Annotated in this window: 17 protein-coding genes and 2 pseudogenes; 8 read left to right on the plus strand and 11 right to left on the minus strand. The window is 60.7% G+C overall.

From position 1 onward, the window contains the following. Positions 1-55 precede the first annotated feature (55 nt). The 5 genes and pseudogenes from DBW_RS03940 to DBW_RS03960 all read right to left on the minus strand — a co-directional run. The gene (locus tag DBW_RS03940) at positions 56-415 is read right to left on the minus strand and encodes a DUF4398 domain-containing protein (RefSeq protein WP_066724535.1); all 360 of its coding nucleotides are present in this window, start codon (positions 413-415) and stop codon (positions 56-58) included. 437 nt (positions 416-852) lie between these two features. Next, on the minus strand, positions 853-2082 hold the full coding sequence (locus DBW_RS03945) for a hypothetical protein (protein ID WP_066724537.1): 1230 nt from the start codon (positions 2080-2082) through the stop codon (positions 853-855). 65 nt (positions 2083-2147) lie between these two features. Further along, positions 2148-2918: a caspase family protein gene (locus DBW_RS03950; RefSeq protein ID WP_197463725.1), complete on the minus strand. Its 771-nt coding sequence runs from the start codon at positions 2916-2918 to the stop codon at positions 2148-2150. Between the two features lie 246 nt (positions 2919-3164). Then, positions 3165-3794 carry a hypothetical protein gene (locus DBW_RS03955; protein WP_082820168.1) on the minus strand — a complete coding sequence of 210 codons (630 nt, stop codon included), beginning with the start codon at positions 3792-3794 and terminating at the stop codon, positions 3165-3167. Positions 3795-4030: 236 nt separating this feature from the next. Continuing rightward, a pseudogene (locus DBW_RS03960) lies at positions 4031-5131 on the minus strand (IS4 family transposase); the annotation flags it as partial. A 195-nt stretch (positions 5132-5326) separates the two neighbouring features. Between DBW_RS03960 and DBW_RS03965 the strand changes: the two are divergent. Then, positions 5327-6301, plus strand: coding sequence for a hypothetical protein (locus DBW_RS03965; protein ID WP_197463726.1), 975 nt, complete (start codon positions 5327-5329; stop codon positions 6299-6301). 187 nt (positions 6302-6488) lie between these two features. Further along, entirely contained in the window at positions 6489-9335 is a 2847-nt protein-coding gene (locus DBW_RS03970; protein ID WP_066724547.1) for an ankyrin repeat domain-containing protein, read from the plus strand. Between the two features lie 421 nt (positions 9336-9756). Here the strand turns inward: DBW_RS03970 and ilvD are convergent, their stop codons facing one another. The 5 genes from ilvD to leuC all read right to left on the minus strand — a co-directional run bounded on the left by ilvD (position 9757) and on the right by leuC (position 15874). After that, positions 9757-11460 (minus strand): dihydroxy-acid dehydratase, encoded by a 1704-nt coding sequence (gene ilvD, locus DBW_RS03975; protein WP_066724549.1) that lies wholly within the window; start codon positions 11458-11460, stop codon positions 9757-9759. A gap of 7 nt (positions 11461-11467) precedes the next feature. Then, entirely contained in the window at positions 11468-11953 is a 486-nt protein-coding gene (ilvN, locus tag DBW_RS03980; RefSeq protein ID WP_082820170.1) for an acetolactate synthase small subunit, read from the minus strand. Between the two features lie 61 nt (positions 11954-12014). Further along, positions 12015-13745 carry a biosynthetic-type acetolactate synthase large subunit gene (gene ilvB / locus DBW_RS03985; RefSeq protein WP_066724555.1) on the minus strand — a complete coding sequence of 577 codons (1731 nt, stop codon included), beginning with the start codon at positions 13743-13745 and terminating at the stop codon, positions 12015-12017. A gap of 76 nt (positions 13746-13821) precedes the next feature. Next, on the minus strand, positions 13822-14463 hold the full coding sequence (gene leuD / locus DBW_RS03990; RefSeq protein ID WP_066724559.1) for a 3-isopropylmalate dehydratase small subunit: 642 nt from the start codon (positions 14461-14463) through the stop codon (positions 13822-13824). Between the two features lie 4 nt (positions 14464-14467). After that, a complete protein-coding gene (leuC, locus tag DBW_RS03995; protein WP_066724562.1) occupies positions 14468-15874 on the minus strand; it encodes a 3-isopropylmalate dehydratase large subunit in 1407 nt (468 codons plus the stop codon). A gap of 438 nt (positions 15875-16312) precedes the next feature. On the opposite strand from leuC, the gene DBW_RS04000 reads away from it, so the two are divergent. From DBW_RS04000 to DBW_RS04020, 6 genes and pseudogenes are all read left to right on the plus strand, one after another. Beyond that, positions 16313-16534 (plus strand): acetone carboxylase subunit gamma, encoded by a 222-nt coding sequence (locus tag DBW_RS04000; protein ID WP_066724565.1) that lies wholly within the window; start codon positions 16313-16315, stop codon positions 16532-16534. A 132-nt stretch (positions 16535-16666) separates the two neighbouring features. Continuing rightward, positions 16667-17623 (plus strand): annotated as a pseudogene (locus DBW_RS04005) (IS1595 family transposase). Between the two features lie 42 nt (positions 17624-17665). Beyond that, the gene (locus tag DBW_RS19055; RefSeq protein WP_257722363.1) at positions 17666-17923 is read left to right on the plus strand and encodes a GSU3128 family (seleno)protein; all 258 of its coding nucleotides are present in this window, start codon (positions 17666-17668) and stop codon (positions 17921-17923) included. Positions 17924-18043: 120 nt separating this feature from the next. Then, complete coding sequence (gene ttcA / locus DBW_RS04010) at positions 18044-18805, plus strand: tRNA 2-thiocytidine(32) synthetase TtcA (protein WP_066724570.1); 762 nt, start codon at positions 18044-18046, stop codon at positions 18803-18805. 61 nt (positions 18806-18866) lie between these two features. Next, positions 18867-19649: a PP2C family protein-serine/threonine phosphatase gene (locus tag DBW_RS04015; protein ID WP_066724573.1), complete on the plus strand. Its 783-nt coding sequence runs from the start codon at positions 18867-18869 to the stop codon at positions 19647-19649. Continuing rightward, entirely contained in the window at positions 19639-20346 is a 708-nt protein-coding gene (locus DBW_RS04020; protein WP_066724576.1) for a PilZ domain-containing protein, read from the plus strand. The genes DBW_RS04015 and DBW_RS04020 overlap by 11 nt, the downstream gene beginning before the upstream one ends. A gap of 72 nt (positions 20347-20418) precedes the next feature. On the opposite strand, the gene DBW_RS04025 is transcribed toward DBW_RS04020, so the two are convergent. Then, positions 20419-22314 (minus strand): response regulator, encoded by a 1896-nt coding sequence (locus DBW_RS04025; RefSeq protein WP_066724579.1) that lies wholly within the window; start codon positions 22312-22314, stop codon positions 20419-20421. Positions 22315-22339 lie beyond the last annotated feature (25 nt).

Consider the following 22339-nt stretch of genomic DNA (forward strand, 5'->3'; position numbering starts at 1 on the left):
GCGCGCTCCGCATTTTTTTTGTCATCAGCAGCGTCCGGGCGGATCGCCGCCGGGCTTACTGCTCGGCGAAGGGCTTCGCTTTCATCGCCACTACCACTTTCGGCTCACCCTTCATTTCGGCGATTTTGGCCCGCAACTGATTGCTGTCGTCATAGACCTGGATGAGGTTGAACTTGGCCACCGAGTAATCCCTGAACGTAAAAGCATTCTGGGCTTCGATATCCTTGAGAGCCGCGTCCATCTTGTTGTTGATCCTGACCAGAACTTCCGGGGCATACTGCTCGGCACCTGCCGCGACCACCGCATCGAGAGCCGCCCGTGCGTCGGCCAGGTCCGTGCTGGGGGGATTGTTGCAAGCCGTCAACAAGCTGACCATGACCAACCCGACCCAAACCAGTAACATCCTCTTTTTCATCGTCGCATGTCTCCCCTTTGAGATCCGCTGTGATCTTCCACCCCGGGCTCACCCCGAGAGTGGTAAACTGGTGAACAGCAAGGGAAAGGCCAATTTGTAAAACGGCGTTTTTATAGGGATTCGCTGTTTGACCGGCCAGCGAGGTTCCTTCTTTGAGGATTCGGAATTCCGCAATTGAGGAAGTTTTCGATGGGACCGTGGGACGACAAGTCGTCCCGCGTTCCCATTCTTTTGAGATAGACGGGGGAATCTCGCTTAAGGGTTATTTTGGCGCAGCGAAGGAAATGCGGTGGGGAGTTAGGGTTGCCAGGCTGGACAAGCTCTTGAGGGACGGCAGACACTGGATTTTCAGATGCATTTCGAGCGGTGAGAGTGGTCGGCTGCAATCCGGGAAACCACAGGTTTCAGCCGGTAGAGAATCCCGAAGAATATTGGTACTAGGGCGAGGTGCTGAGGCGCTGCCGGGAGGTCACCCAGGTCAGGGGGGCGCCACCTTTGCCAGCCTCCAATTTCAGGGTGTGATCGAGGTCGGCAAGGTGCTGTCCGTTGCTGTCGGTAAAGATTATGGAAAGGGAATGGGAGCCGGGAGGGAGGTCCATCGGCAGAACATGGATTTTGTCCGGCAGGTTGTCCCAATAGCGTACGTCCGCGTAGGTTCGTGAGCGGGCGGCCAGGGCAATTTGGGTGACACTGACCAGGCCGAGAGCCGCCCCGGCATAGGTCAGCCCCGGCGTGGAAGAGAGTGCCGCTCCTGCGATGAGCAGATGGTCGGAAACGCTTCCCAGGTCGCCGCCGATTTCGGCATTGGTGTTCCGGAACTGAGCTTTCCCTTTGACGATCTTGTCCACCGGGCGTCCTCCCCGACTGGTAGATTGCCAATAGAGATCTTCCAACAGATAGGCCGGGGTGTAGTCCCCGCCATCGATCGAGACGAAGACGGCATTTTCCTGGAAGTGACGGCCGCGCCGGAACTTCAACTCCGAGTGCCCGGGGCCATCGGCCACCTTGCGCGGCGCCGTCCCGGTTTCAATCAGGAGCAGGCTGTTCCCCGAGTCCGGAGGAGCCAGCTCGCCACGCAGCTGGCGGACTTCCTCAAAGGCCGTCCTGGCCAACTCCTCATCCCCGTTTTTCCGCGAGACCCAGCCGGCCAGATAGATCAGCGAGGCAAAGTCGCAGCGGTTCTGATCCTCCTCGGCGAAGGCATCCTGCAGAATCCCGCTCTTAAAGGAGGCCCGCGCGTTTTCCAGATCTCCGTGCCACGCATCGATAAGGCCCAGATAGTAATAGGCCATGGCACGTTCATAGGGTTCCCCTTTAAAGTCCTTTTGACCCTCCTCGTACCAGAGGCTTCTGGCCTTGGCCGCCTCCGGGTCGTCGGCATAGATGGCGTCGATGATCTGGGTGACCTCGGAGAAGGCCCGGGTCGCCTCCTCGGTCAATCCGAGCTGCAAGGCATCGAGCCCCAGGCGCATCAGGTTTAGCGCCTGGTTTCGTTTGCCTTCCTCCAGAAGTCGGCGATAGGCTGGACTCAATCGGGGGGACTTGTCCGCAAGGTAACTCTGCAGGGTGGCTTCGGGAACGGCTTGGGTCTCGAAATGCTGGCGTGGGGCGCAGCTGCTGGCGAACAACAGCAGCACAAGCAGCCCGGCCAGGCATCGTCGCCCCATGGCACGAGGTTTCCCCTGACGGTCTGGAAGACCCAAACTGGTGGCCGGATTGGCTGACATGGTCTTCAACGGGCCAGACGGAACAGGTCAGGATCGGCACCTTCTGGAACCTGCAGGCGGGGAACTTGGGAGACGTTTTGCCGTTTGGCCTCATCGGCGACCCGTGCCTCGACAAAGGTGAATATCTCTTCGAGGGTTTTTTGGCCGGAGTTAAGGGCGTTGAGAAATTCATAGGAGAAGAGGCCGTGCTGTTTTTCCGGCAGCGATGTGGCGATCTGCAGGTCCTGGGTCGCCGAGAGGATCGCCATGTTGGCAGGGCGGGTCTCTTTTTTCCTCAGGGAGATGGAGCGGACCCCCTTGGCGACCACCGAACGGGGCCCGCTTCCGGAAAAGCAGGCATCAATGACGACGATGACTGATTTGAGCGGCAGCTGCCCCAGGTTGGTGTAAAGGCGCTGGAGGGAGTAGGCGGTGTCGGCCAGATACTCGGGATCACCGTCGTAGGGCATGAGGTAGGCATCTCCCTTGTCGGGCTCCGGGGCGCCGTGCCCGGAATAAAAGAAGAAAAGCCGGCTGGTTGGACGGCTGACATTTACCGCCCAGCGCTCAATGGCGACGCGGATAGCGGACTCGGTCGCGTCGCCATTGATCAGAAAACGGGTATTGCGGGGAGGGATTCCCAGTTTCTCGACATAGCTACGGACAGAATTTGCGTCGTTGGCGGCGAATTCGACCGGAGGAAGACCCTTGTATTTTTCGATACCGATAATGATGGCAAGGTCATCCTCGCTGAAAGCCTGGGTGAAAGTGGGGACCTTCTCCAGGGCAGTCGCCAATGCACTCGTCTCTTGCTCCCCGGAGGGGGATCCGTCCCCGGCTTGCTGGACAGTTTGGCCTCCGTAAAGATCCATGAGGTTTCGTTCCAGGGCGGCGGCATCCGGGACAGGCGGAGAGGGGAGGGGAGCGGCTGCGGTTCGGCTGGGGGCGGCAGTGCAGGCCGAGTAAATCGTCACCAGGCACAAGGCCAGCAGCCAGATGCAGGCGGTTCTTGGGCGCAAGGGTTTCATAGTTCCCCGTCCTTGTCAGCGGTAGACGACATCGTCCTGTCCGGTCTTTTTGAAAGAGTACCTGTCATTCCAGATGATGCCGGAGGTTTCGAGATCGACCAGTTCGAAAACGATCTGATGATAACGGCTCTTGAAGCCGCTGGTGGCGCCCAGATTGTCCTGGGAAGTGATCCGGCCGACCAGTCGAAAATCGGCGCCGGCCTGGGCCTGAGCCATGCCGATCGAACCCTTGGTCAGAGTTCCGGACCGCTTGAGATCCCGCTCCGCGGCCACCATCTCCTGATATTCACGGGCGATAAAGATGATTCGGCCGTTGGCCGTCCGGTTAAGTTCGACCCGCAACTGATCGGTGATGAGGTCCTTGTCGATCCGCGTCGCGCTCTGGTTTTTGAAGTATTGGGAGTCGACGATGATACGCGGTGCCTTTGGTCTGTTGGTGAGCAGGGGATTTTGCAGCATGGTGTTCACCATGCTGCTGGTCATGGCAATGATGTCCTGGCTGTCGATTCCGATACCCGAAAGGGTACCACCGGCAGACGGATCTTCGTATATCACTGCCCGGCCGCTGTCGCTGGGACGACCGGTCGCGGCGCAGCCGGATGTCAGGAGACTGGCGAGGGCGAAGGCCAGAAATCGAGTGGACATGATCACCTCTTTGCTGGGGAGGGGCGGATTTCTTGTCCCCCGGGGAATCTGCTCTGACTCCTTGGGGGAATGGGCCGAAATTCCTGCCGTCCCGGACTGTAGTTGGCGTGAGCTGGAAAAATTATTTGTAATTTGTTTTTATATTCCGATAAAATATCAGTAGTGTCCGGTTAAGAAGTTGCATAGGCTCCGAAGTCCAAGTCAATGATATCGGGAGGCCCTAAGCCTGCGGCCGCATCCTCGGCGGCCTCGTTGCGAATATTGTTGCGAAGCTCACGCACCCTGTTGATGCTGACACGTTCGCCATGCTCTTCGTGGCAGTAGATGGCCAGCAGCAAATAAGTAATCAACCCTGCGAGGATCTGCACCAGCAGGCCGTAGGGACTGCGGGCAATCAGGTGATACACCTTGAGGTGGCGCTTCCACCAGGCGAAGAAGGACTCGATCGTCCAGCGTAGCTTGTAGATCAAGGCAATCTGCTCGGCGGTCAGATCGAAGCGGTCGGTGGCGACCCAATAGGATTTTTGGTCAACCTTGTAGCCGACCACACGCACTTCTCGTTCGGTCTGGTTGACATCTTTGGTGCCGAGCAACACCCTGGCGTCATAGAAAACATGACTGCCGGGGACAACAGGATTGGCGCTCAACTCCGTCTTACGAGAACTGGCTTTGATGCGGCAGACAAAGTGGCGTCCCTGATCCTGCCAGTCGTCAAAGTTTTTGTAACACTGGTAATAGCGGTCATAGACACCTGTCTGACCGGGAGCCACGAGCCGTTCCGCCTGAGGACGCTCGTCGCCCTTGCCGTCGGTTAATGTGACTTTCTGGGGGACACCACGACCGATATCGAACCCCAGGTGAACCTTGGCCTTTTTGGCTCCGTCTCGATAGTCCGCCCAGAGCATGGACAGCGTAGCGTCAATCAGCGAACCATCGACGGCGATCAGATCGCCGAGATCGGAGATGTCTTTGGCGACAGGAATCTTTTGTGAGACCTGTTTCTGCAGGTCTTCGTAAACATGAATCATCTGCTCCAGCCCTCGGGTATTGATCGCCTCAAAGAAGGCGCTTTTCCGGATACCGCCGGGCGGTGCAATATGAGTCGCGGCAAAATCTTCCTGCGTCAGAACCTGAAGCAGATGACGCCCCGAAGAATGCTCTTCGAGGTGATAGTAGGTCAGGATTTTCAACTGATCTTCAAACGTCATCTGCAGTGGCCTGTTGCCTCGGGCCTCAAGAACCGGGGCATGTTCGAGAGCGCCCTTGAACGGGGTAAAAAGTCGGACAATGGAGCGCCTGCTAAGCCGGGTACGGTGGCAGCGAACAAGTAATGACATTTTCGTAAATCCTCATATAAAATAGGTATTTACGAAAATCACCGCGCCGACTTCACGACGATTTGTCAAGCAAAAAATACGCTAACTTGTGAAAATATTTACAATTATCTGCAACTTTGGGTGAATGCAATTTGCTAACCGGACACTACTGATAAAATATGCGCTATTCATCAATTTTCTTCAAATTAAAAATCTTTGGGAGGGTATTGGAACATGAGATTGAAATTCCTTTTTTTGCTGGTTGTTTTGGGCCTTATTGCGGGGTGTGCGCAATTTGAAAAAAAGGATGAAGGGTTCCGGGTTGTTGCCGCAGAGGCCCTAAAATATGCCAAGCTGAGTGTAGACCAGATCGGGCAGAACAACGATCAGAGTATCCACCAGGGACAGGTGGATGGCCTGGAATTTTTTGCCCCCGCGACTTTTAGTCGTAGCATATATTACCGGGACAAGGTAAGGAAAAACATTCAGGGAAATCAAAATCGTCGGGAAATTATCCGGGAATCGGAGCTGCTCCAGAAGTATCTCAAGGAATCCTATGACCTGAAGGATACCCTCACCCTGGAGTTGAAAGAAATTCTCCAGGTGAACCAGTTCCTGAAAAAACTCAACGCCCATGTTTCCTACCCGAAAGAGTTCGCCAGCTTTCAGGAACGGACTGCGGACATGATCCAGCAGTTCGAGGAAGATCGAACCCCGGCCGCGTTCAAGGATCGTGGCGCCCTGTTGGGGGACATGCAGAAACTAGAGGCACAGGTGACCATTGAGATCGTTCTGGGTCCTGCCAAGAAGGTTTTCGATGACATGCAGGAACGGGATCTTGACGAGGAAGCTCCCCTGTCGCTGCAAAAGGCCAAGGATGTTTACGCCGCCGGGGAGGCGGCCATCTGGCAAAATTGTCGGGACCAGGAGACTCTGGACCGGGCCGGGTCCGGAGCTCTTTTCTGGAGTACCCGGGCACGTAACCTCAGTGAGGAGACTCGTCGGCTCAAGGGATTGAAGAAGGATGAATTTGAGTCGGTCGTTCTGGAAGCCGAGAGCCGTCTGCATGCCATCGGCAAGGCTTTGGGGGTGGAGGACTTGCGTAATCTCCCACTGAACGAGCAGGGGCGCGCCCTGGTCCAGAAGATCGGCACTCAGATTGCCACTGATGCCTCTGCACCACCCAAGTAATGCAATGTAAATTGTTTCCAACCCGATTCACTGTTCTTGGTCGCCAGTCCGTCGTCCATTCCCGGGAGGGGAGATTGCCTTTCGGGTTTCGCCGCAGGCGCGCCAGCCATTGATTTCTTTGACCGCCATTCGGCCCAGGGAGGGATTTGACATGAAGCCTAGTCATTGGGCACTTCAGAGAGGCTCCTTGCCCCTGATCCTGCTCCTCGCTTGCCTCTTTACCCTGCCACCTGATCCGGCCTCTTCCGGGTTCAGTTTCTCCCGGAGCAAGGAAGAGTTACTTTTGGAGTCTATCCAAAACGGCGACTCGGCCCAGACTGGCGAGCTATTGGCCAAGGGAGCCAACCCAAATGCCGCCGATCCGACCGGTACCGCGCTGAACTGGGCCGTTTCGGTGGCAAATCTCGAAATCATCCAAAAACTGCTGGATCGCGGTGCGAATGTCAATGCCAGGGATGCAAGCGGCATGGACGCCCTGAGCCTGGCCACCCTTTCCGGGCAGGTTGAGATCGCCAAGATTCTGCTTGATCGGGGTGCAAAGCTCTCCACCGCCGGCGAGCCCGGGAAACGGGCCTTCGAACTCGCCTTGCAGGCCGAAGAAGACGAATTGGTAGTCCTCTTCTTAAATCGGGCGATTGCCGATAATCAACAGGAAATTGTTCAACAGATTCTGGAAAGCGGCATCGCTACCCGGGGAGAATCCCCGCTTATCCTGGCGCTGAATAACGGCCATGCAGATCTGGCGGTCAAAATGCTGGAGTTTGCTCCGGACGTCAACACCAAAAGCGCCAAAGGCGACCCGCTCCTGGTCGTCGCCATGCGTAAGCGGCAGTCCGATTTTGTGTCCATCCTTCTGGAGCGCAATGTCGATGTCAATGCGGTGGACAGCCATGGGGACTCGCCGCTCTTCATCGCTCTGGAAGATAACGATTTGTCCCTGGTCATGGCTCTGTTAGATCATGGTGCCAATGCTCGAGTCACCGCCGGAAACGGCGAGTCCCTGTTGGGGATGGCCGTTGCTCGTCGTCAAGGGGACCTGGCCAAGGCCCTGTTAACCCATGGTGCCGATGCCAAGGCTGTTAACTCTGCCGGGGAGCCGTTGGTCATCGCGGCAATCCGGGATGGCGACCCGATCATGGCGGCCCTGCTGATTGAGCATGGCGCCGATATTAATGCCCGCGATAAGCATGGTCGAGCTCTGGTCAGTCTGGCGGTTACCGCCAATCAATCGGAAATCCTCTCTCTGCTCCTGGCCAAGGGCGCCGATATTCACGTCAATGACGGCGAGGACGGCTCACTGGCCCTGCTTGCGGTGCAGGCAGGACAGGCGGCGCTGGCAATGCAGTTGCTGGCGCAGGGAGCCGATGTTAATGCGACCGATCGGGACGGGGAGACGCTGGTCTCCCTCGCCGTTCGCAATCGTCAGCACGACTTTGTCGCGTCCCTCCTCAGCATGCAGACTGAACTGGGCCTGCTCGATCCGCAGGGGGTCCCGCTTGTCGTAGTCGCTGCCCGCCAGGAGGATTTCCGGATGGCGTCGTTGCTTTTGACGGCCGGAGATGAGACCTTGAACCGGCAGGCCGGCCCCGCTTTGCTCAAAGAGGCCGTTGTCTCGGGACAGTTGGAGTTCGCGAGAAATCTCTTGGAAACAACCATGAACGATGCCTCTGCGGAAGTTCTGACCCCCAATCTCTTCCTGGCAATCGAGGGCAACCAGCCTGAAATGGCCAAGCTCCTCCTCCAGAAGGGGGCAGATGTGCAGGCCAGCAGCCAGGACGAAAGGGGGAACACCCCCCTGATCGCAGCGGTCTCTCTGATGGAACCGCTCATGGCCCGCCTGTTGCTCGACCAGGGCGCCGTCTTGGAGGCGAAGAACAGTTGCGGAAACACGGCCCTGATGGAGGCGGCCTTGCAAGGCAACGCCCCGCTGCTAATCCTGCTGCTGGAAGAAGGGGCCAAGGCCAATGGCAGGAACCTTCAGGGCGAGACGGCCCTGACTCTGGCGGCCAGCAATAATCATACAGAGATTGTTCAGACCTTGCTGACCCGCAAGGACGCCATCACCGTTGAAGATTATTGGGACTATCTGGCAACGAACCCCGGGGCCGAGGAAAAGCGGATCATTTTTGACCAGTTGGTCTCCCGTCTGAAGAATCGCCAGGAGGAGCTCGACTTCTTCGCTAAAATCAGGGAAAAGTACCCAGCGGATACTCACCTGTTGCCCGAGCGGTTACAGCTCCTGACCGTGGGACCTCCCGGAATGACGGTCTTCGATATCGTCAAGTTGATTGAAAGCCATGTTGGTGACAGCGTTATTGTTGCCAAGATCAATATGGCCAAGGGGGGATACAAGAACTTCGAAACGGACGAAATCATCCTGTTGACCAACGAATTGGGGATCACCGTCGACGTCATGGCGGCGATGCTTGCCGTAACCCAGAAACAATCACCGGCACCTGCAGCCGTCGCGGCTTCCCCCCCTCCCGCCGCTCGACCTATGGTCAATCTGCCCCCACCGCCACCGGTACCGGTGGCGGTGGCAGCAGCGGCAGTCCCGGTAGTCAGCGCGCCTCCTGCACCGGCGGAGCCTCCGGTACCCCGGCCCATCGTTGGAACCAGCGGGAAGTACATGTGTCCCTTCACCGATGATGGCACCCTGACCGATTGGGTCGATATGGATCTCAGCATGGATGTCGGTTCCACCGCCGGTGGAACCATCGGTGCGGTAGCGGGGGCTTATGCAGGAAAGAAGGTCGCGGAGGAGGTTCTGTCGCGCGTCCCCTTCGGAGGGTTGTTCGGAAGTTTGGTCGGCGGGGTTGCCGGAAACGTCGCCGGCAAGACCATTGGGAAGAAGTCGGGTTTCGAACTGGCAGGCGGGTGGGACTATGTCAAGAAGACCAGCTGCCTTTCATTCAACAGCCTGAAAGACATGGCCGATTATCTCTATGTGACCTATAACCAGCATGAGCATTTCACTAAGGCGCTCGATTCTACCGTGAAGGTCTATCCGGAATTCAAGAATTACATTCATTGACGCGCTTGGGAGCTTGTCAGCGGATGGTTTCCGAGGTAGTCCATACTTCCGGGAAACCTATCCGGGGGCGTGATCCTCGAAATTTGCAGGATTAACATATCAGGGCGGAGCCGGAGGAGGCTTCGCCCTGATATTTTTGATGCCGTTCCATTCTGGAGGAATTCAGGCTCACGGGTGGATCTTGCGATTCTCGCGCCAAAGGCTTACCGACCACCTCGAATCCGAAGGGGCGGCGGATCAGTTTCCCTTCGGGGTAGCCGAGCAGGGAATTGGAGGGGACCCGAACCGCTGGACCGGCTACCCGAAATCGCCAAGGGCGGCAGCCTCGGATTCGGGAGCCTGGGAAATCGGCCCGGGGGGATGGACTACCAGGGCGAAGCGACGGAGACTAACAATCGATTCAGTTCGGGTGGACTGGGCCCTAGCTGGTCACCGCTCCCATCGAGGCCGATGAGACCAGCCGAGCGTACTTGGCCAGTACGCCCCGAAGATAGCGAGGTGCTGGCGCCTGCCAGGTGGCCCGGCGTGCCGCAATCGCATCCTCCGGGACCTCGAGGTTCAATTCCCCACGGTCGAGATCGATCTCGATCCGGTCGCCTTCCTGCACCAGGGCCAGCAGGCCGCCGACCTGGGCCTCGGGGGCGACGTGGCCGATCATGATGCCGTGGGTGCCGCCGGAGAAGCGGCCGTCGGTGACCAGGGCGACGCTCTTGCCGAGCCCCGCCCCCATCAGCGCCGAAGAGGGGGAGAGCATCTCGCGCATGCCGGGGCCGCCTCTGGGGCCTTCGTAGCGGATGACGACGACGTCACCGGCCTTGATCTGGCCGGCGAGAATCGCCGCGAGCGCCTCCTCCTCCCGCTCGAAGACCCGCGCCGGGCCATTGAAGTTGGCCATCTCCTTGCCGCTGATTTTCAGAACGCATCCCTCGCTGGCGAGATTGCCGCGCAGCACGCGGATGTGGCGGCCGGCCGGGGCGTAGGGCTGTTCCAGACTGAAGATGATCTCCTGGTCCGGCGGGCGTTGTGGCGCATCCGCGAGGTTTTCCGCCAGGCTTTTGCCGGTCACCGTCAGGCAATCGCCGTGGAGGAAGCCGGCGTCGAGGAGCAGCTTCATCACCATCGGCAGCCCGCCGATGGCATGCAGGTCGTTCATCACGTACTGGCCGAAGGGCTTGAAGTTGCCGAGCAGCGGGACCCGGGCGGTGATCTGCTCGATGTCTGCCAGGGTCAGTTCGTTGCCGGCTTCGTGGGCGAGGGCGAGCAGGTGGAGGACGGCGTTGGTCGAGCCGCCCAGCGCCCAAGCGACGGTGAGGGCGTTCTCGAAGGCCTTGCGGGTCATGATGGCGCGGGCGCTGATGCCGGCCTTGAGCAGGGCGATGACCGCCCGGGCGGCGCGGACGCCGTCCTCCTGCTTGTCGGCGGAGAGGGCGTTATGCGCATCGACAGCGAGGTTGGAGGCGGCGCCGGGGAGGCTCATCCCCATCGCCTCGATGGCGGAAGCCATGGTGTTGGCGGTGTACATGCCGGCGCAGGAGCCGGCACCGGGACAGGCGCGGCATTCGATGGCGTGCAACTCATCGGCGTCGATCTTTCCGGCGCAGTGGGCGCCGATCGCCTCGAAGGCGCTGACGATGTTGAGGGCCTGGCCGCGGTACTCGCCGGGGAGGATGCTGCCGCCGTAGAGGGTCAGGCCGACCAGGTTGTTGCGGGCGATTGGCATCAGGGCGGCGGGGATCGTCTTGTCGCAGCCGGAAAGGGTGATCACCGCGTCGACCCGGTAGCCTTCGGTCATCAGCTCGATGCTGTCGGCGATCACCTCGCGGCTGACCAGCGAGTATTTCATCGCCTCGCTCCCCATCGAGATGCCGTCGGAGACGACCGGGGTGCCGAAGACGATCGCCTTGCCGCCGGCCGCCTCGATCGCCTGCTGGACGAGGTCCCCCAGCGCCCGGAGATGGTCGTTGCAGGGGGTGCCGTTGGTATAGGGGACGGCCAGGGCGATGAGCGGCTTGTCGAAGTCGGCGTCGGAAAAACGCACTGCCCGCAGCATGGTGCGCGCGGCGGTCCGTTCCACCCATTTTTCCGTCCCCTTGCGCCCGGTGATCTCTGTACTGCGCCTCTTCATCCCCGCCTCATTTCTCCAGCGCGGTGACGCCGGTGCGGGCGATCTCGATCAGGTGCTCGGGGCCGAGGTCGCGGAGGAAGCCGTCGAGACGGTCGGTCGGCCCGGCGATCTGGATGATGTGGATGTCATGGGGCTGGCTGTCGAGGATTTCGAGCTGGTACTTCTTCTCCAGCTTCTCCAGCTGCTTCGCCTCGAGCTCGAACTTGACGATCGCCACCTCGCGCCAGTAGCTGTCGTCCCGATCGAGCTCCTTGGCGCGGATCACCTCGGTAAACTTCTCGATCTGGCGGATCACCTGGGTCACCCGCGCCTCGTCGTCCTCGCGCAGGGTGATCGTCATGCGGCTCGTCCCCGGCGCCTTCGCCTTGCAGACGGTGAGGGTGTCGACGTTGTACATCTTGCGCCGGATCAGCATCGAGATCTTGTTCAGGGTCCCCGGCTTGTCCTGCACGAAGGCGAGTATCGCCCGGCGTTTCATCGGTTTTTCTGTCATGGGTCTCTTCCCATCCCGGCTAGAAATTAAAGGAGAAGCGCCTTCATTGCCAGCGTCCCGGTCACTTGCCGGAGCGCGAGACGATCATGTCGCCGAAGCCCCCCCCCGAGGGGATCATCGGCAGCACGATCTCCGACGGGTCGCAGACAAATTCGAGCAGGTAGGGACCAGCGTGGTCGATGGCGCCCTGCAGCGCCGCATCGACCTGGTCGAGGGTCGTCACCTTCTGGTAGGGGATGCCGTAGGCCTGGGCGATCAGGCCGTAATCGGGGCTTTGCATCGGCGTGCCGGAGTAGCGCCCGTCGAAGAAGAGGGTCTGCCACTGGCGCACCATGCCGAGATAGCCGTTGTTGAGGATGATGATCTTGACGTCGGTCTGCTGCTCCATGATGGTGCCGAGTTCCTGGATGTTCATCTGGAAGCCGCCGTCGCCGCTGATCGACCAGACCCGTTCCTCGGGCCGGGCGAGCTTGGCGCCGATCGCCATCGGCAGCGAGCAGCCCATGGTGCCGGCCCCCCCCGAGGTGAACCAGCTGTTCTCGGTCTGGAAATTGTAGAAGCGCGCGCAGATCATCTGGTGCTGGCCGACGTCGGGGACGATGATGTCCCTGCCGGCGGTGATATCGGAGAGACGGCGGATGATGCTCTTCATCAGTAGTCTGCCGCCGCTGCCGACCCCGGCGGCGATTTCGGCCTCGACCTCGGCGCGGGTCGTCTCGCGGTTGGCGGCGATCTCCTGCAGCCAGCGCCGCCGCGGCTTGTAGATCAGCTCCGGGTCGCCGAGCATGACATGCAGGGTTCGGTAGACGTCGGCGTTGATGGCGACGGTGGTGCGCACGTTCTTGTCGAGCTCGGAGGGGTCGATCTCGACGTGGATGACGTCGGCATTTTTGGCGTACTCATTGAGCTTGCCGGTGACCCGGTCGTCGAAGCGCATGCCGAAGCTGATGATCAAATCGGCGTTCATCACCGCCCGGTTCGCCTCGACGGTGCCGTGCATCCCCATCATGCCGAGGCTCAAGGGGTGATCGACCGGCAGCGCCGACAGCCCGTGCAAGGTGAAGGCGATGGGGATGTTGGTCTTCTCGGCGAACTGCTGCAGCAGCTGGCCGGCGTTGCTGGCGATGACGCCGTGGCCGCAGAACATCACCGGCCGCTCGCTGCGGTTGATCATGCCGATCGCCCGGGTCAGGACATCCCGCTCCGGGGAGGGGTGGTAGAAGAAGCCCGGCAGCTCGGGGCGGAAACTCTTCGGGTTGAATTTGTACCCTTCTTCGGTCTGCTGCAGCTGCACATCCTTGGGGATGTCGATCACCACCGGCCCGAAGCGCCCGGTGGTAGCGACATAGAAGGCCTCGTGGATGCTCTTTTCGATCTCGGCGGCGGCAAGCGGCATGTAGGTCTGCTTGCAGATCGGCATCATGACCCCGACCACGTCGCTCTCCTGGAAGGCATCGGTGGCGATCACCCCGGTCGCCACCTGGCCGGTGATGGCGACGATCGGCACCGAGTCCATGTGGGCGTCGGCGACGCCGGTGACGAGGTTCATGGCGCCCGGTCCGGAGGTCGAGAGGCAGACCCCGATCTGCGGGGTCTCGGTGGAGAGGGAGGCGCGGGAGAGCCCCTGCGCCATGAAGGTCGCCCCCTGCTCATGGCGCGGCATGATGAAGGTGAAATGTTCCTGCTTCCCCATCTCGTCGAAGACCGGCATGATCGCGCCGCCGGTATAGCCGAAGATGTATTTCACGCCCCGGGCGCGCAGCGCCTTCAAAACCAGTTCCGTTCCTTGCATCGGTTACCTCGTCGCTAGGGAGACCGGCCAGGGCCGGTCTGCTGTCAAAAGGTCAAAGTCGTAAGTTCAACAGGCATCACGATGCGAACAGCCAGGGTTCGGCACGTCTTCGCTGCTCCTCGAAGGCCCGGATCGCGTCGGCGTGCTGAAGGGTGAGGCTGATCTCGTCCAGCCCTTCGAGCAGGCACTTTTTGCGGAACGGGTCGAGTTCGAAGCGCAGCACCTCTCCCAAAGGGGTGGTGACCTGCTGCGCGGCCAGATCGACCTGGAGCCGGTAGCCGGGGGTTGCCGTCACCGCGGCGAAGAGCCGGTCGACCTCGGCATGGGTCAGAACGACCGGCAGGATGCCATTCTTGGTGCAGTTGTTGGCGAAGATGTCGGCGAAGCTCGGCGCGATCACCACCTGGAAGCCGTAGTCGAGGAGCGCCCAGGGGGCATGCTCGCGGGACGAGCCGCAGCCGAAATTGTCGCGGGTCAGCAGGATCTGCGCCCCCTGGTAGCGCGGCTGGTTGAGGACGAAGTCCGGGTTGAGGGGACGCTTGCTGCAGTCCATGCCGAGTTCGCCGTGATCGAGGTAGCGCCACTCGTCGAAGAGGTTCGGCCCGAATCCGGTGCGCTGGATCGATTTCAGAAACTGCTTGGGGATAATGGCGTCGGTATCGACGTTGGAGCGGTCAAGTGGTGCGACCAGCCCGTTGAGCCGGGTAAATGACTGCATGATATTAGTCCTCCAGGGTGCGGACATCGACGAAATGACCGGTAATTGCGGCGGCAGCGGCCATCGCCGGACTGACCAGGTGGGTGCGCCCGCCCTGCCCCTGCCGTCCCTCGAAGTTGCGGTTCGAGGTTGAGGCGCAGCGCTCCTGTGGCGCCAGCCGGTCCTCGTTCATGCCGAGACACATGGAACAACCTGCCTCGCGCCACTCGAAGCCGCAGGCCTTGAAGATCGCGTCGAGCCCTTCGGCCTCGGCCTGTTTTTTCACCAGCCCCGAACCCGGCACCACCAGCGCCCGCTTGATGTTGGCGGCCAGCTTGTGCCCCTTGACGATGGCCGCGGCGGCGCGCAAATCCTCGATGCGGGCGTTGGTGCAGGAGCCGAGAAAGATGGTATCGGGGTAGATGGCGGTGATCGGCGTGCCCGGTGCCAGCCCCATGTACTCAAGGGCCTTCTTCATCCCCTCGCGCTTGACCGCATCGGGCTCGGCGGCCGGGTCGGGGACGCGGCCGCCGACGCTGGAAACCATCTCCGGCGAGGTCCCCCAGGTCACCTGGGGCTCGATCGCGGCGGCGTCGAGATGCACGGTGCGGTCGTAACGGGCGCCAGGGTCGCTGTGCAGGGTGCGCCAGTCGGCTTCCGCCCGCGCCCAGAGCTCCCCCTTTGGCGCGAAGGGCCGTCCCTTGACGTACTCGATGGTCTTGTCGTCGACGGCGATCATGCCGGCCTTGGCCCCCGCCTCGATCGACATGTTGCAGATCGTCATCCGCCCTTCCACGGAGAGCGCCCGGATCGCGTCGCCGCCGTATTCGATGACGTAGCCGGTACCGCCAGCGGTACCGATGGCGCCGATGATCGCCAGCATGATGTCCTTGGCGGTGATGCCGCGGCCGACCTCGCCGTCGACGCTGACCAGCATGTTGCGGGCCTTCTTCTGGTTCAGGCACTGGGTCGCCAGCACGTGCTCGACCTCGGAGGTGCCGATACCGAAGGCGAGGGTCCCCAGCGCTCCGTGGGTCGAGGTATGGGAGTCGCCGCAGACGATCGTCATGCCGGGGAGGGTCAGACCCTGCTCCGGGCCGATGATGTGAACGATCCCCTGGCGCACGTCGTTCATGGCGAACTCGCTGATGCCGAACTCGTCGCAGTTGGCGTCCAGGGTTTCGACCTGCAGCCGCGAGAGGGGCTCGGCAATGCCGCCGCTGCGGTCGGTGGTGGGGACGTTATGGTCCGGTACCGCCACGTTGGCGCCGGATCGCCAAGGACGGAGGCCAGCCAGGCGCAGCCCTTCGAAGGCCTGCGGCGAGGTGACTTCGTGGACCAGGTGCCGGTCGATGTAGAGCAGGCAGGTGCCGTCTTCGTCGCAGCGCACCAGGTGACGTTCCCAGAGTTTGTCGTAAAGGGTCTGCTTCATCGTCGTGATCCATGGTCGGAAGGAGGAAGTGCACCGCTTCACAGCCGTGCGGGCGCCGATTTATTACCAAAATGGAAATACAATTATGAGCCAGGACCTGCCGAAGTCAAACGGAAGATTTCATTCCCGTTTTTTCGGCGGCGGTTCGATAAATGTGCGGCGGCCGGGAAACCGCCTCCCGGGCTCTTCGTCTACAGGAGCCCCGGGGAGAGGGGAATGCCATGAAAGGAGATCTGCCCTCTCTGTGGCCATCATTGCCACTGTCAGGTTCTCCAACTACCCTCTGCCCAGGCAGCCAACCACCGGGACCAGTACCGCCGCCCGGCCCGCCGCCCCCGTCAAAGGCCCCGCTCCCCCTTGCTTTTTTCCCCTCGACTGGACTATCTTTCTTCCCAAGGTTCCGGTTTTTAATGCCCCCCAACCCAGGAGCGTCATAGCATGGCCCCCGGTGAATTCCTCCAGGCCTGCGCCGCAGGCGAAGTCTGGCTCTACTGCAAGAGTTGTCAGCAAACCAAAAATTTCAATGCGGTTGAACACCTGCGCAGCATCGAAAATCCCTCCTACTGGGGACCCGAGCCCTGGTGGCAGGACACCCGGGAATTTCGCTGCCCCGATTGCGGCAGTGTACAGCAGTCGAACCTGCAGCGGGAGAGCTTCTGAGCGTGCGGCCTGAGTTGCCGGCTGGTAAAGTTTATCCTGATTAGGTCCGGTTCTCAGCTATGACATTTTCTGTCGCGCTGAGGCCGTATGTTTTGGGCATGGAACCCACCCGAATACAGGAGGTTATCGTCCATGCCCACCAATCGCATTCAGTTTCAACCGGGCTTGAGCCTGGCCGCGTTTCTGAAAGAGTATGGGACGGAGGCCCAATGCGAGGCCGTTGTCGAACGATGGCGCTGGCCCAAAGGCTTTGCCTGCCCGGCGTGTGGGGCCGAGCGTGCCATCATCTTTCGGCGTAGCCGGTCGAAGATCTTCCAGTGCAATAGCTGCCGAAGGCAAACGTCTCTGATCTCGGGAACGGTCTTTCATGGGACCAACTTGCCGCTTACGCAGTGGTTCCTGGCAATCTATTTCGTGACTCAGGGTAAATCCGGCCAGTCGATACTGGAACTGAGACGGATGCTGGGACTGAGCTACAAGGCGACCTGGCGGCTCAAACATAAGCTCATGCAGGCCATGTTCGAGCGCGAAGAGAAAACCGTCTTGGCGCAACGGGTCGAGATCGACGACGCCTACCTGGGCGGGGAGCGCACAGGTGGCAAGGTCGGACGAGGCTCGGAAAACAAAGTGCCGTTCATTGCTGCCGTGGAAACCAGTCATGAGGGGCGCCCTCTGCGAGCGGTTTTTAGCCGGGTGACGACCTTCAGCAGCCATGATGTTGACCAATGGGCCAGGAACCACCTTTCTTCGTCGGCCTTCGTGGTATCGGACGGCCTGAATTGTTTCCGGGCGGTGACCAAGACGGGGTGCAGCCACCAGCGCGAGGTGGTCGGGGATCAACGCAGAAGTACCGACATGGGATGATTTCACTGGATCAACACCATTTTGGGCAATCTTAAGACCGCCATCGCCGGGACGTATCACGCGTTTGACTTCGATAAGTACGCGCACCGCTACCTGGCGGAGTTTCAATACCGTTTCAATCGCCGCTTTGACCTACGCAGCATGCTGCCGAGGCTGGTATTTGCCTGCGTCTCAATCGGCAAACGGCCCGAGGCGTGGCTACGCCACGCTGAGAATTGGACCTAATCAGGAAGTTTATTGACCCCTAACCTGTTCCTGGAGGTGGCAATGAAACTGCGCAAGAAATTTCTCGATTTTGAGTACGAAGAAGTTCTCGATATCCGCACCCGGGAATTGATCCGGGTTGCCTGCGCCGTGGCGGTCGGCTGCCCCGACTGACTGCAGAAACACTTCGCGGTCGCGGAGCAGGCAGGCGCCAGCCGGGAAGAACTTCGGGAAGCGATGGCCTACGGGATGATCGCTCCCGGGGGGCGGGCAAAAAATTTCGCCCTTGGGCAGTTGCGGGAGCTCGATTCCGGCCAATAAAGTGACGATTCCGGACGGCAAGGGGCCGCCAGGGAGTTTTCCCTGGCGGCCCCTTGCTTTTTTACCCGGGATAGATTAAAAAAACGATTCCTAACGAGTTGAAAAACTGGAGAAACTTCCGTGGCAATCGATGAGAGCTCCCAATTCCGGCGCCTGCGCAAACTGGTCGGCAAGGCGATCGGCGACTTCAATCTGATCGAGGCGGGCGACCGCATCGCGGTGGCGGTTTCCGGTGGCAAGGACAGCTACGTCCTGCTGCACCTGCTGGAAAGCCTGCGCCGGCGGGCGCCGGTGCGTTACGAGCTGGTGGCGGTGAACGTCGACGCCGGCTTTTCCGGCTACCGGCAGGAGGTGCTGGCGGCCCATCTGCAGGAACACGGATTTGCCTCGCGGCTGCAATCGACCGAGATGGCCACTATTATCGATGCCAAGCTGCGCCCCGGCTCTTCCTACTGTGCGTTCTGTGCCCGTCTGCGGCGCGGCGTCCTCTATTCCATCTGCGACGAGCTCGGCTGCAACAAGCTGGCACTCGGTCACCACCTCGACGATTTCATCGAAACCCTGCTCCTCAACCAGTTCTTCGTCGGCAAACTGGCGGCGATGAGCCCGCGGATGCTGGCGGACAACGGCCGCCAGACGGTGATCCGGCCGCTGGTCTACGTCGAGGAGTCGGCCGTGGCCGCCCTCGCCGCCGAACTGCAGGTGCCGATTATCGACTGTGGTTGCCCGGTGCAGGGGACAGAAGAACAGCAGCGCCAGCGGATGAAGAGCCTGGTCGGCCAGTTGGCGCAGGAGATTCCGCAGCTGCGGCGCAGCCTGCTCGGTGCGATGGGAAACGTCCAGCCCCGTCACCTGCTCGATCTTCACCTGCAACCATCCTGAAACTCCCTGGAACGGGGCGGAAAAACGGTTAAACTTCAGGTAAGGAATTTCCGGGGGAATCATGGTTAGCAGCGACATCAGCGACGATTTCGATCTCAACCTGGCCAGCCATGTCCAGCAGCTTCTCTTTCCGAAGAGCTCCCCCTACTGCGACTGGGCCTGTATCGGCGTGAAGAACCTGATGGCGCGCGGCCTGGGCGGGGACTATTTCGATTTCATCGCCATGCCCGACGGGTGCCAGGCGGTTTTTGTCGGTGATGTGACCGGTCACGGCGTGCATGCCTCGGTGGTGATGGCACTCCTCTACGGCTATATTCACCGCGCCTCCCAATCCTTCTGCTCGCCCGTCGATCTGGTGCGGGAAATCAACGCTTTCCTGCAGTCCTTCGCCCGTCGTTCCGCCGAATTCGATCATTATTTTTCCACCACCCTCTTCTGCGCCAGCATCGACCCGTTATCGCTGCGGATGGAGTACGTCAACGCCGGCCACCCGGCGCCGCTGGTGCGCCGTGGCGACGATATCCTCTCTCTGCCGGCCACCTCGGCCCCGGTTGGATTTTTCGACGCACCGGAGATTCAAAGCGGTTCGTTCCGTTTTCACCCCCAGGACCGGCTGCTCCTCTACACCGATGGCATAACCGAGTCATCCAACCCCGCGGGGGAACTGTTCGGTACCGAGAGGCTGCAGCAGGTGCTGCGGGAAAAGGACGGCGACTACCGGAATTTCCTTAACCAGCTCTTCGCGGTGCGGGGGGATTTTGCCGGCGACACTGCGCCGGAGGATGACTGCACCGCCATTGTGATCGATTTTCATACGCCGCGCGGAGGCCTCGATGCTGCATAGCCGGATGCCTGCCGGGAAAAACCGTCAACTGGCCGTGGCGGTCCGCGATCCGGCGCTGCAGGCCATTCTCGGTGCCCTGCTGGAGGAGTGGCTGTACGCGGTGGTGCCGCGAGCGGAAGAAGCGACCCTGGTTTTGCTGGAGGAAGGACTGGCGTTTTCTGCTTCGGGGGTGGAAGTGGTACGGCTGGCCCGGTTTCCGAGTTCCGGCCGCGACCGGATTGCGCTGCCCATCGTAGTGGAAGAGCTCTGGGCCGCCCTCGAGCCCCGCTTCCACCGGCCGCCCCGCGCCCATATCCGCATCGATCTCGACCGTCCTGCCGTGGTCTCGGTGCGCGGTGAGCGGGAGGCGACCCGGATCGTCAGCCTTTCCGATCTCGGTACCCGCTTTTCCCTGACGCGGGAACTGGTCAACGACGAGCAGCTGCAGCTCGATGTCGAGCTTGACGGAAGGACCTGGCACCTGGAAGGGCGGGTTATCTACGTCATCCCGCGCGGCGATCTCGATGGCTCCGGCGCATTTGATATCGGCATGCTCTTTATCCATCCCGCGATCGAGACCCGGGGGGAGTTGCGGAATTTGGTGGTTCGCCGCTACCTGGAGCGGGTTGCCCGGCGTCTTCCCTCCGAGCTGTTTTATGCCGGACTGGCCCATTTTGCGCTCCCCTCTGCCACCCGGAAGGCTCTGGTTGCGGAGTAAGGTGGTCCCCGCTCTCAGGACAGAAACGACGATGGCCCGGATTTCCCGGGCCATCGTCGTTTTTGGAGCAGATTATTTTTTAAAAACCTTGGCCAGCAGTCCTCCGCCGTCGGGACGGGTTCGGCGCATGTTGATCAGGCGCAACTCCCGCAGTGCCTCGGTGCAGCGCGGATTGCACTTGATCGCCATCTCGAACTGTTTTTCGGCCTCCCGCTCCCGCCCTTCCTGTTTCAGCAGGTAGCCGAGATAGAGGTGGCTGCGGTCGAGCCTGTTGTTGAGGTCGAGGGAGTGCTGCAGCGCCTGCATCGACTCGCCGAGGCGTTCGCGGTCGCCGGGATAGGCCTTGAACTTGGCCCAGGCGTAACTGGTCAGGTACTCAGGTTCTTTGGGGCTGAGCTTGACCGCCCAGCTGAAGGCTTCGAGGGCCTCCGGATAATTTTTCGCCCGGAGGAAAACCATCCCCTTCTGGAAGGCGGTTTCGGCCTGCAGGATGTCTGTCACGTCCTGTTGCCGTTCCTTCTTCCTGCCGCTGATCTGATCGAGGTAATCCTGGCGGCTTTTCGGGTTGCTGATGACCTGGTAGGCCTCGCCGATGTGCCTGAAGAGCTCGTTGATTTTTGCGGTGAGATCTTCGGAGAGGTGTTTCTGCAGAAACTGGTCGGGGTGGTACTTCTTGGCAAGGGCAAAGTACTTGCGGCGGATCTCATCCGCTCCGGCATCGCGGGTTACTTCGAACAGGGCAAAGTGATCGAGGGAAAGCAGCCGCGCATAATCGGCAAGAATCCTCTGACGCAGCTCCCGGGTGTCGGCGAACTGGTGCAGCACCGCCAGATCCTCCTCCCCGGCCTGTACCACCGGCGCCTCCCGGCTCTCGAGGATTTCGGCGGTGAGCAGCCCCGCCAGGAACTGTTCCAGTTCGCGGTGGCTGAGGGGGAATTGGGCGAGGAGCTCTTCGAGGGTGAACCCGCCCCGGCACAGGGCCAGTACCTCGGCATCGCGGCGGTTGAGTTCCAGGTCCTGGAAGCGGTAATGGGGGTTCTCGGTCTGCACCAGGTAGTGGTGGCGGTGGGGCGCCAGCAGCTCGGCGGTTCGGGTATCGGAGAAATAGCGACGGATCCCCTGCAGAATCAGCATGGCGGGTGAAAGTTCGATGCTGGTGACGCCGGACTTGAAGTCTTTTCCCTGCAGGAAGCGAAAACTGCCGTCGGTCCAGCCGAAGGCCTCGAGCAGCTTTTCGGTAACCTGGCGGCTGAGAAATCGGTGCAGCTGCTCCGGCGTCAGCAGCCCCATCTCGATGAGGACGGTCCCCTGCAGCCGGCCGCTCTCCTTGACCTTCTGCAGGGAGTCGTCGCACTGGGCCTGGCTGATCAGGCCGTCATGGACCAGCATCTTGCCGAGGCATTCGCGGATCAGGTTGGAACGGACGAAGATCGGGTAACCGTCCTTGACGTAAACGATCTTGCGCCGCTCGCCCCGTTCGAGGTGGAGCAGGCCGGTTGCCTGCAGGGTGTAGAGGTTGTGCAGCAGGGCGGGGAGGGGGGTGACAGCGAGATCCCCCTCGACATGGAGCTGGCGCGCCGGGCCCCTGGTCGCCGGTACTCCGATCAACTTGTCGATCCTCTCGTGCAGGGTCGCCAGGGTGAAGGGCTTGAGCAGGTAGTCGTTGGCACCGAATTCTTCCCGGGCCGCGTTGATCTGCCTGGTCTCCTTCTGAAAGGCGGTCATCAATATGATCGGCAGGGTCGCCGTCGCCTCCGCGTTGCGCAGGTTGCGACAGAGCTCGAGCCCGGAGATGCCGGGGAGGAGGATGTCGGCGAGGGCGAGATCGAACTTGCCGGCGTCGATCGTTTCCTGGGCCGCCTCAGCGCTGTTGAAGACTTCAACTTGGTAGCCCTTGAGCTTGAGCGACTCGCTGAGAAACCGGCAGATATTCTGGTCTTCATCGATAATCGCGATTTTTTTGCTCATCTGCAGTCTTGCTCAGGGGGCGTTG

The organism is Desulfuromonas sp. DDH964 (assembly GCF_001611275.1).
Lineage (GTDB): Bacteria > Desulfobacterota > Desulfuromonadia > Desulfuromonadales > DDH964 > DDH964.

What these genes read in the sequence shown, in the direction of transcription:
- DBW_RS03940 (WP_066724535.1), bottom strand. Translation starts at nt 415, where the DNA reads ATGAAAAAGAGGATGTTACTGGTTTGGGTCGGGTTGGTCATGGTCAGC.
- ilvD (WP_066724549.1), bottom strand. Translation starts at nt 11,460, where the DNA reads ATGAAGAGGCGCAGTACAGAGATCACCGGGCGCAAGGGGACGGAAAAA.
- DBW_RS04015 (WP_066724573.1), top strand. Translation starts at nt 18,867, where the DNA reads ATGGTTAGCAGCGACATCAGCGACGATTTCGATCTCAACCTGGCCAGC.
- DBW_RS03945 (WP_066724537.1), bottom strand. Translation starts at nt 2,082, where the DNA reads ATGGGGCGACGATGCCTGGCCGGGCTGCTTGTGCTGCTGTTGTTCGCC.
- leuD (WP_066724559.1), bottom strand. Translation starts at nt 14,463, where the DNA reads ATGCAGTCATTTACCCGGCTCAACGGGCTGGTCGCACCACTTGACCGC.
- DBW_RS04000 (WP_066724565.1), top strand. Translation starts at nt 16,313, where the DNA reads ATGGCCCCCGGTGAATTCCTCCAGGCCTGCGCCGCAGGCGAAGTCTGG.
- DBW_RS04025 (WP_066724579.1), bottom strand. Translation starts at nt 22,314, where the DNA reads ATGAGCAAAAAAATCGCGATTATCGATGAAGACCAGAATATCTGCCGG.
- ilvB (WP_066724555.1), bottom strand. Translation starts at nt 13,745, where the DNA reads ATGCAAGGAACGGAACTGGTTTTGAAGGCGCTGCGCGCCCGGGGCGTG.
- leuC (WP_066724562.1), bottom strand. Translation starts at nt 15,874, where the DNA reads ATGAAGCAGACCCTTTACGACAAACTCTGGGAACGTCACCTGGTGCGC.
- DBW_RS03955 (WP_082820168.1), bottom strand. Translation starts at nt 3,794, where the DNA reads ATGTCCACTCGATTTCTGGCCTTCGCCCTCGCCAGTCTCCTGACATCC.
- DBW_RS04020 (WP_066724576.1), top strand. Translation starts at nt 19,639, where the DNA reads ATGCTGCATAGCCGGATGCCTGCCGGGAAAAACCGTCAACTGGCCGTG.
- ilvN (WP_082820170.1), bottom strand. Translation starts at nt 11,953, where the DNA reads ATGACAGAAAAACCGATGAAACGCCGGGCGATACTCGCCTTCGTGCAG.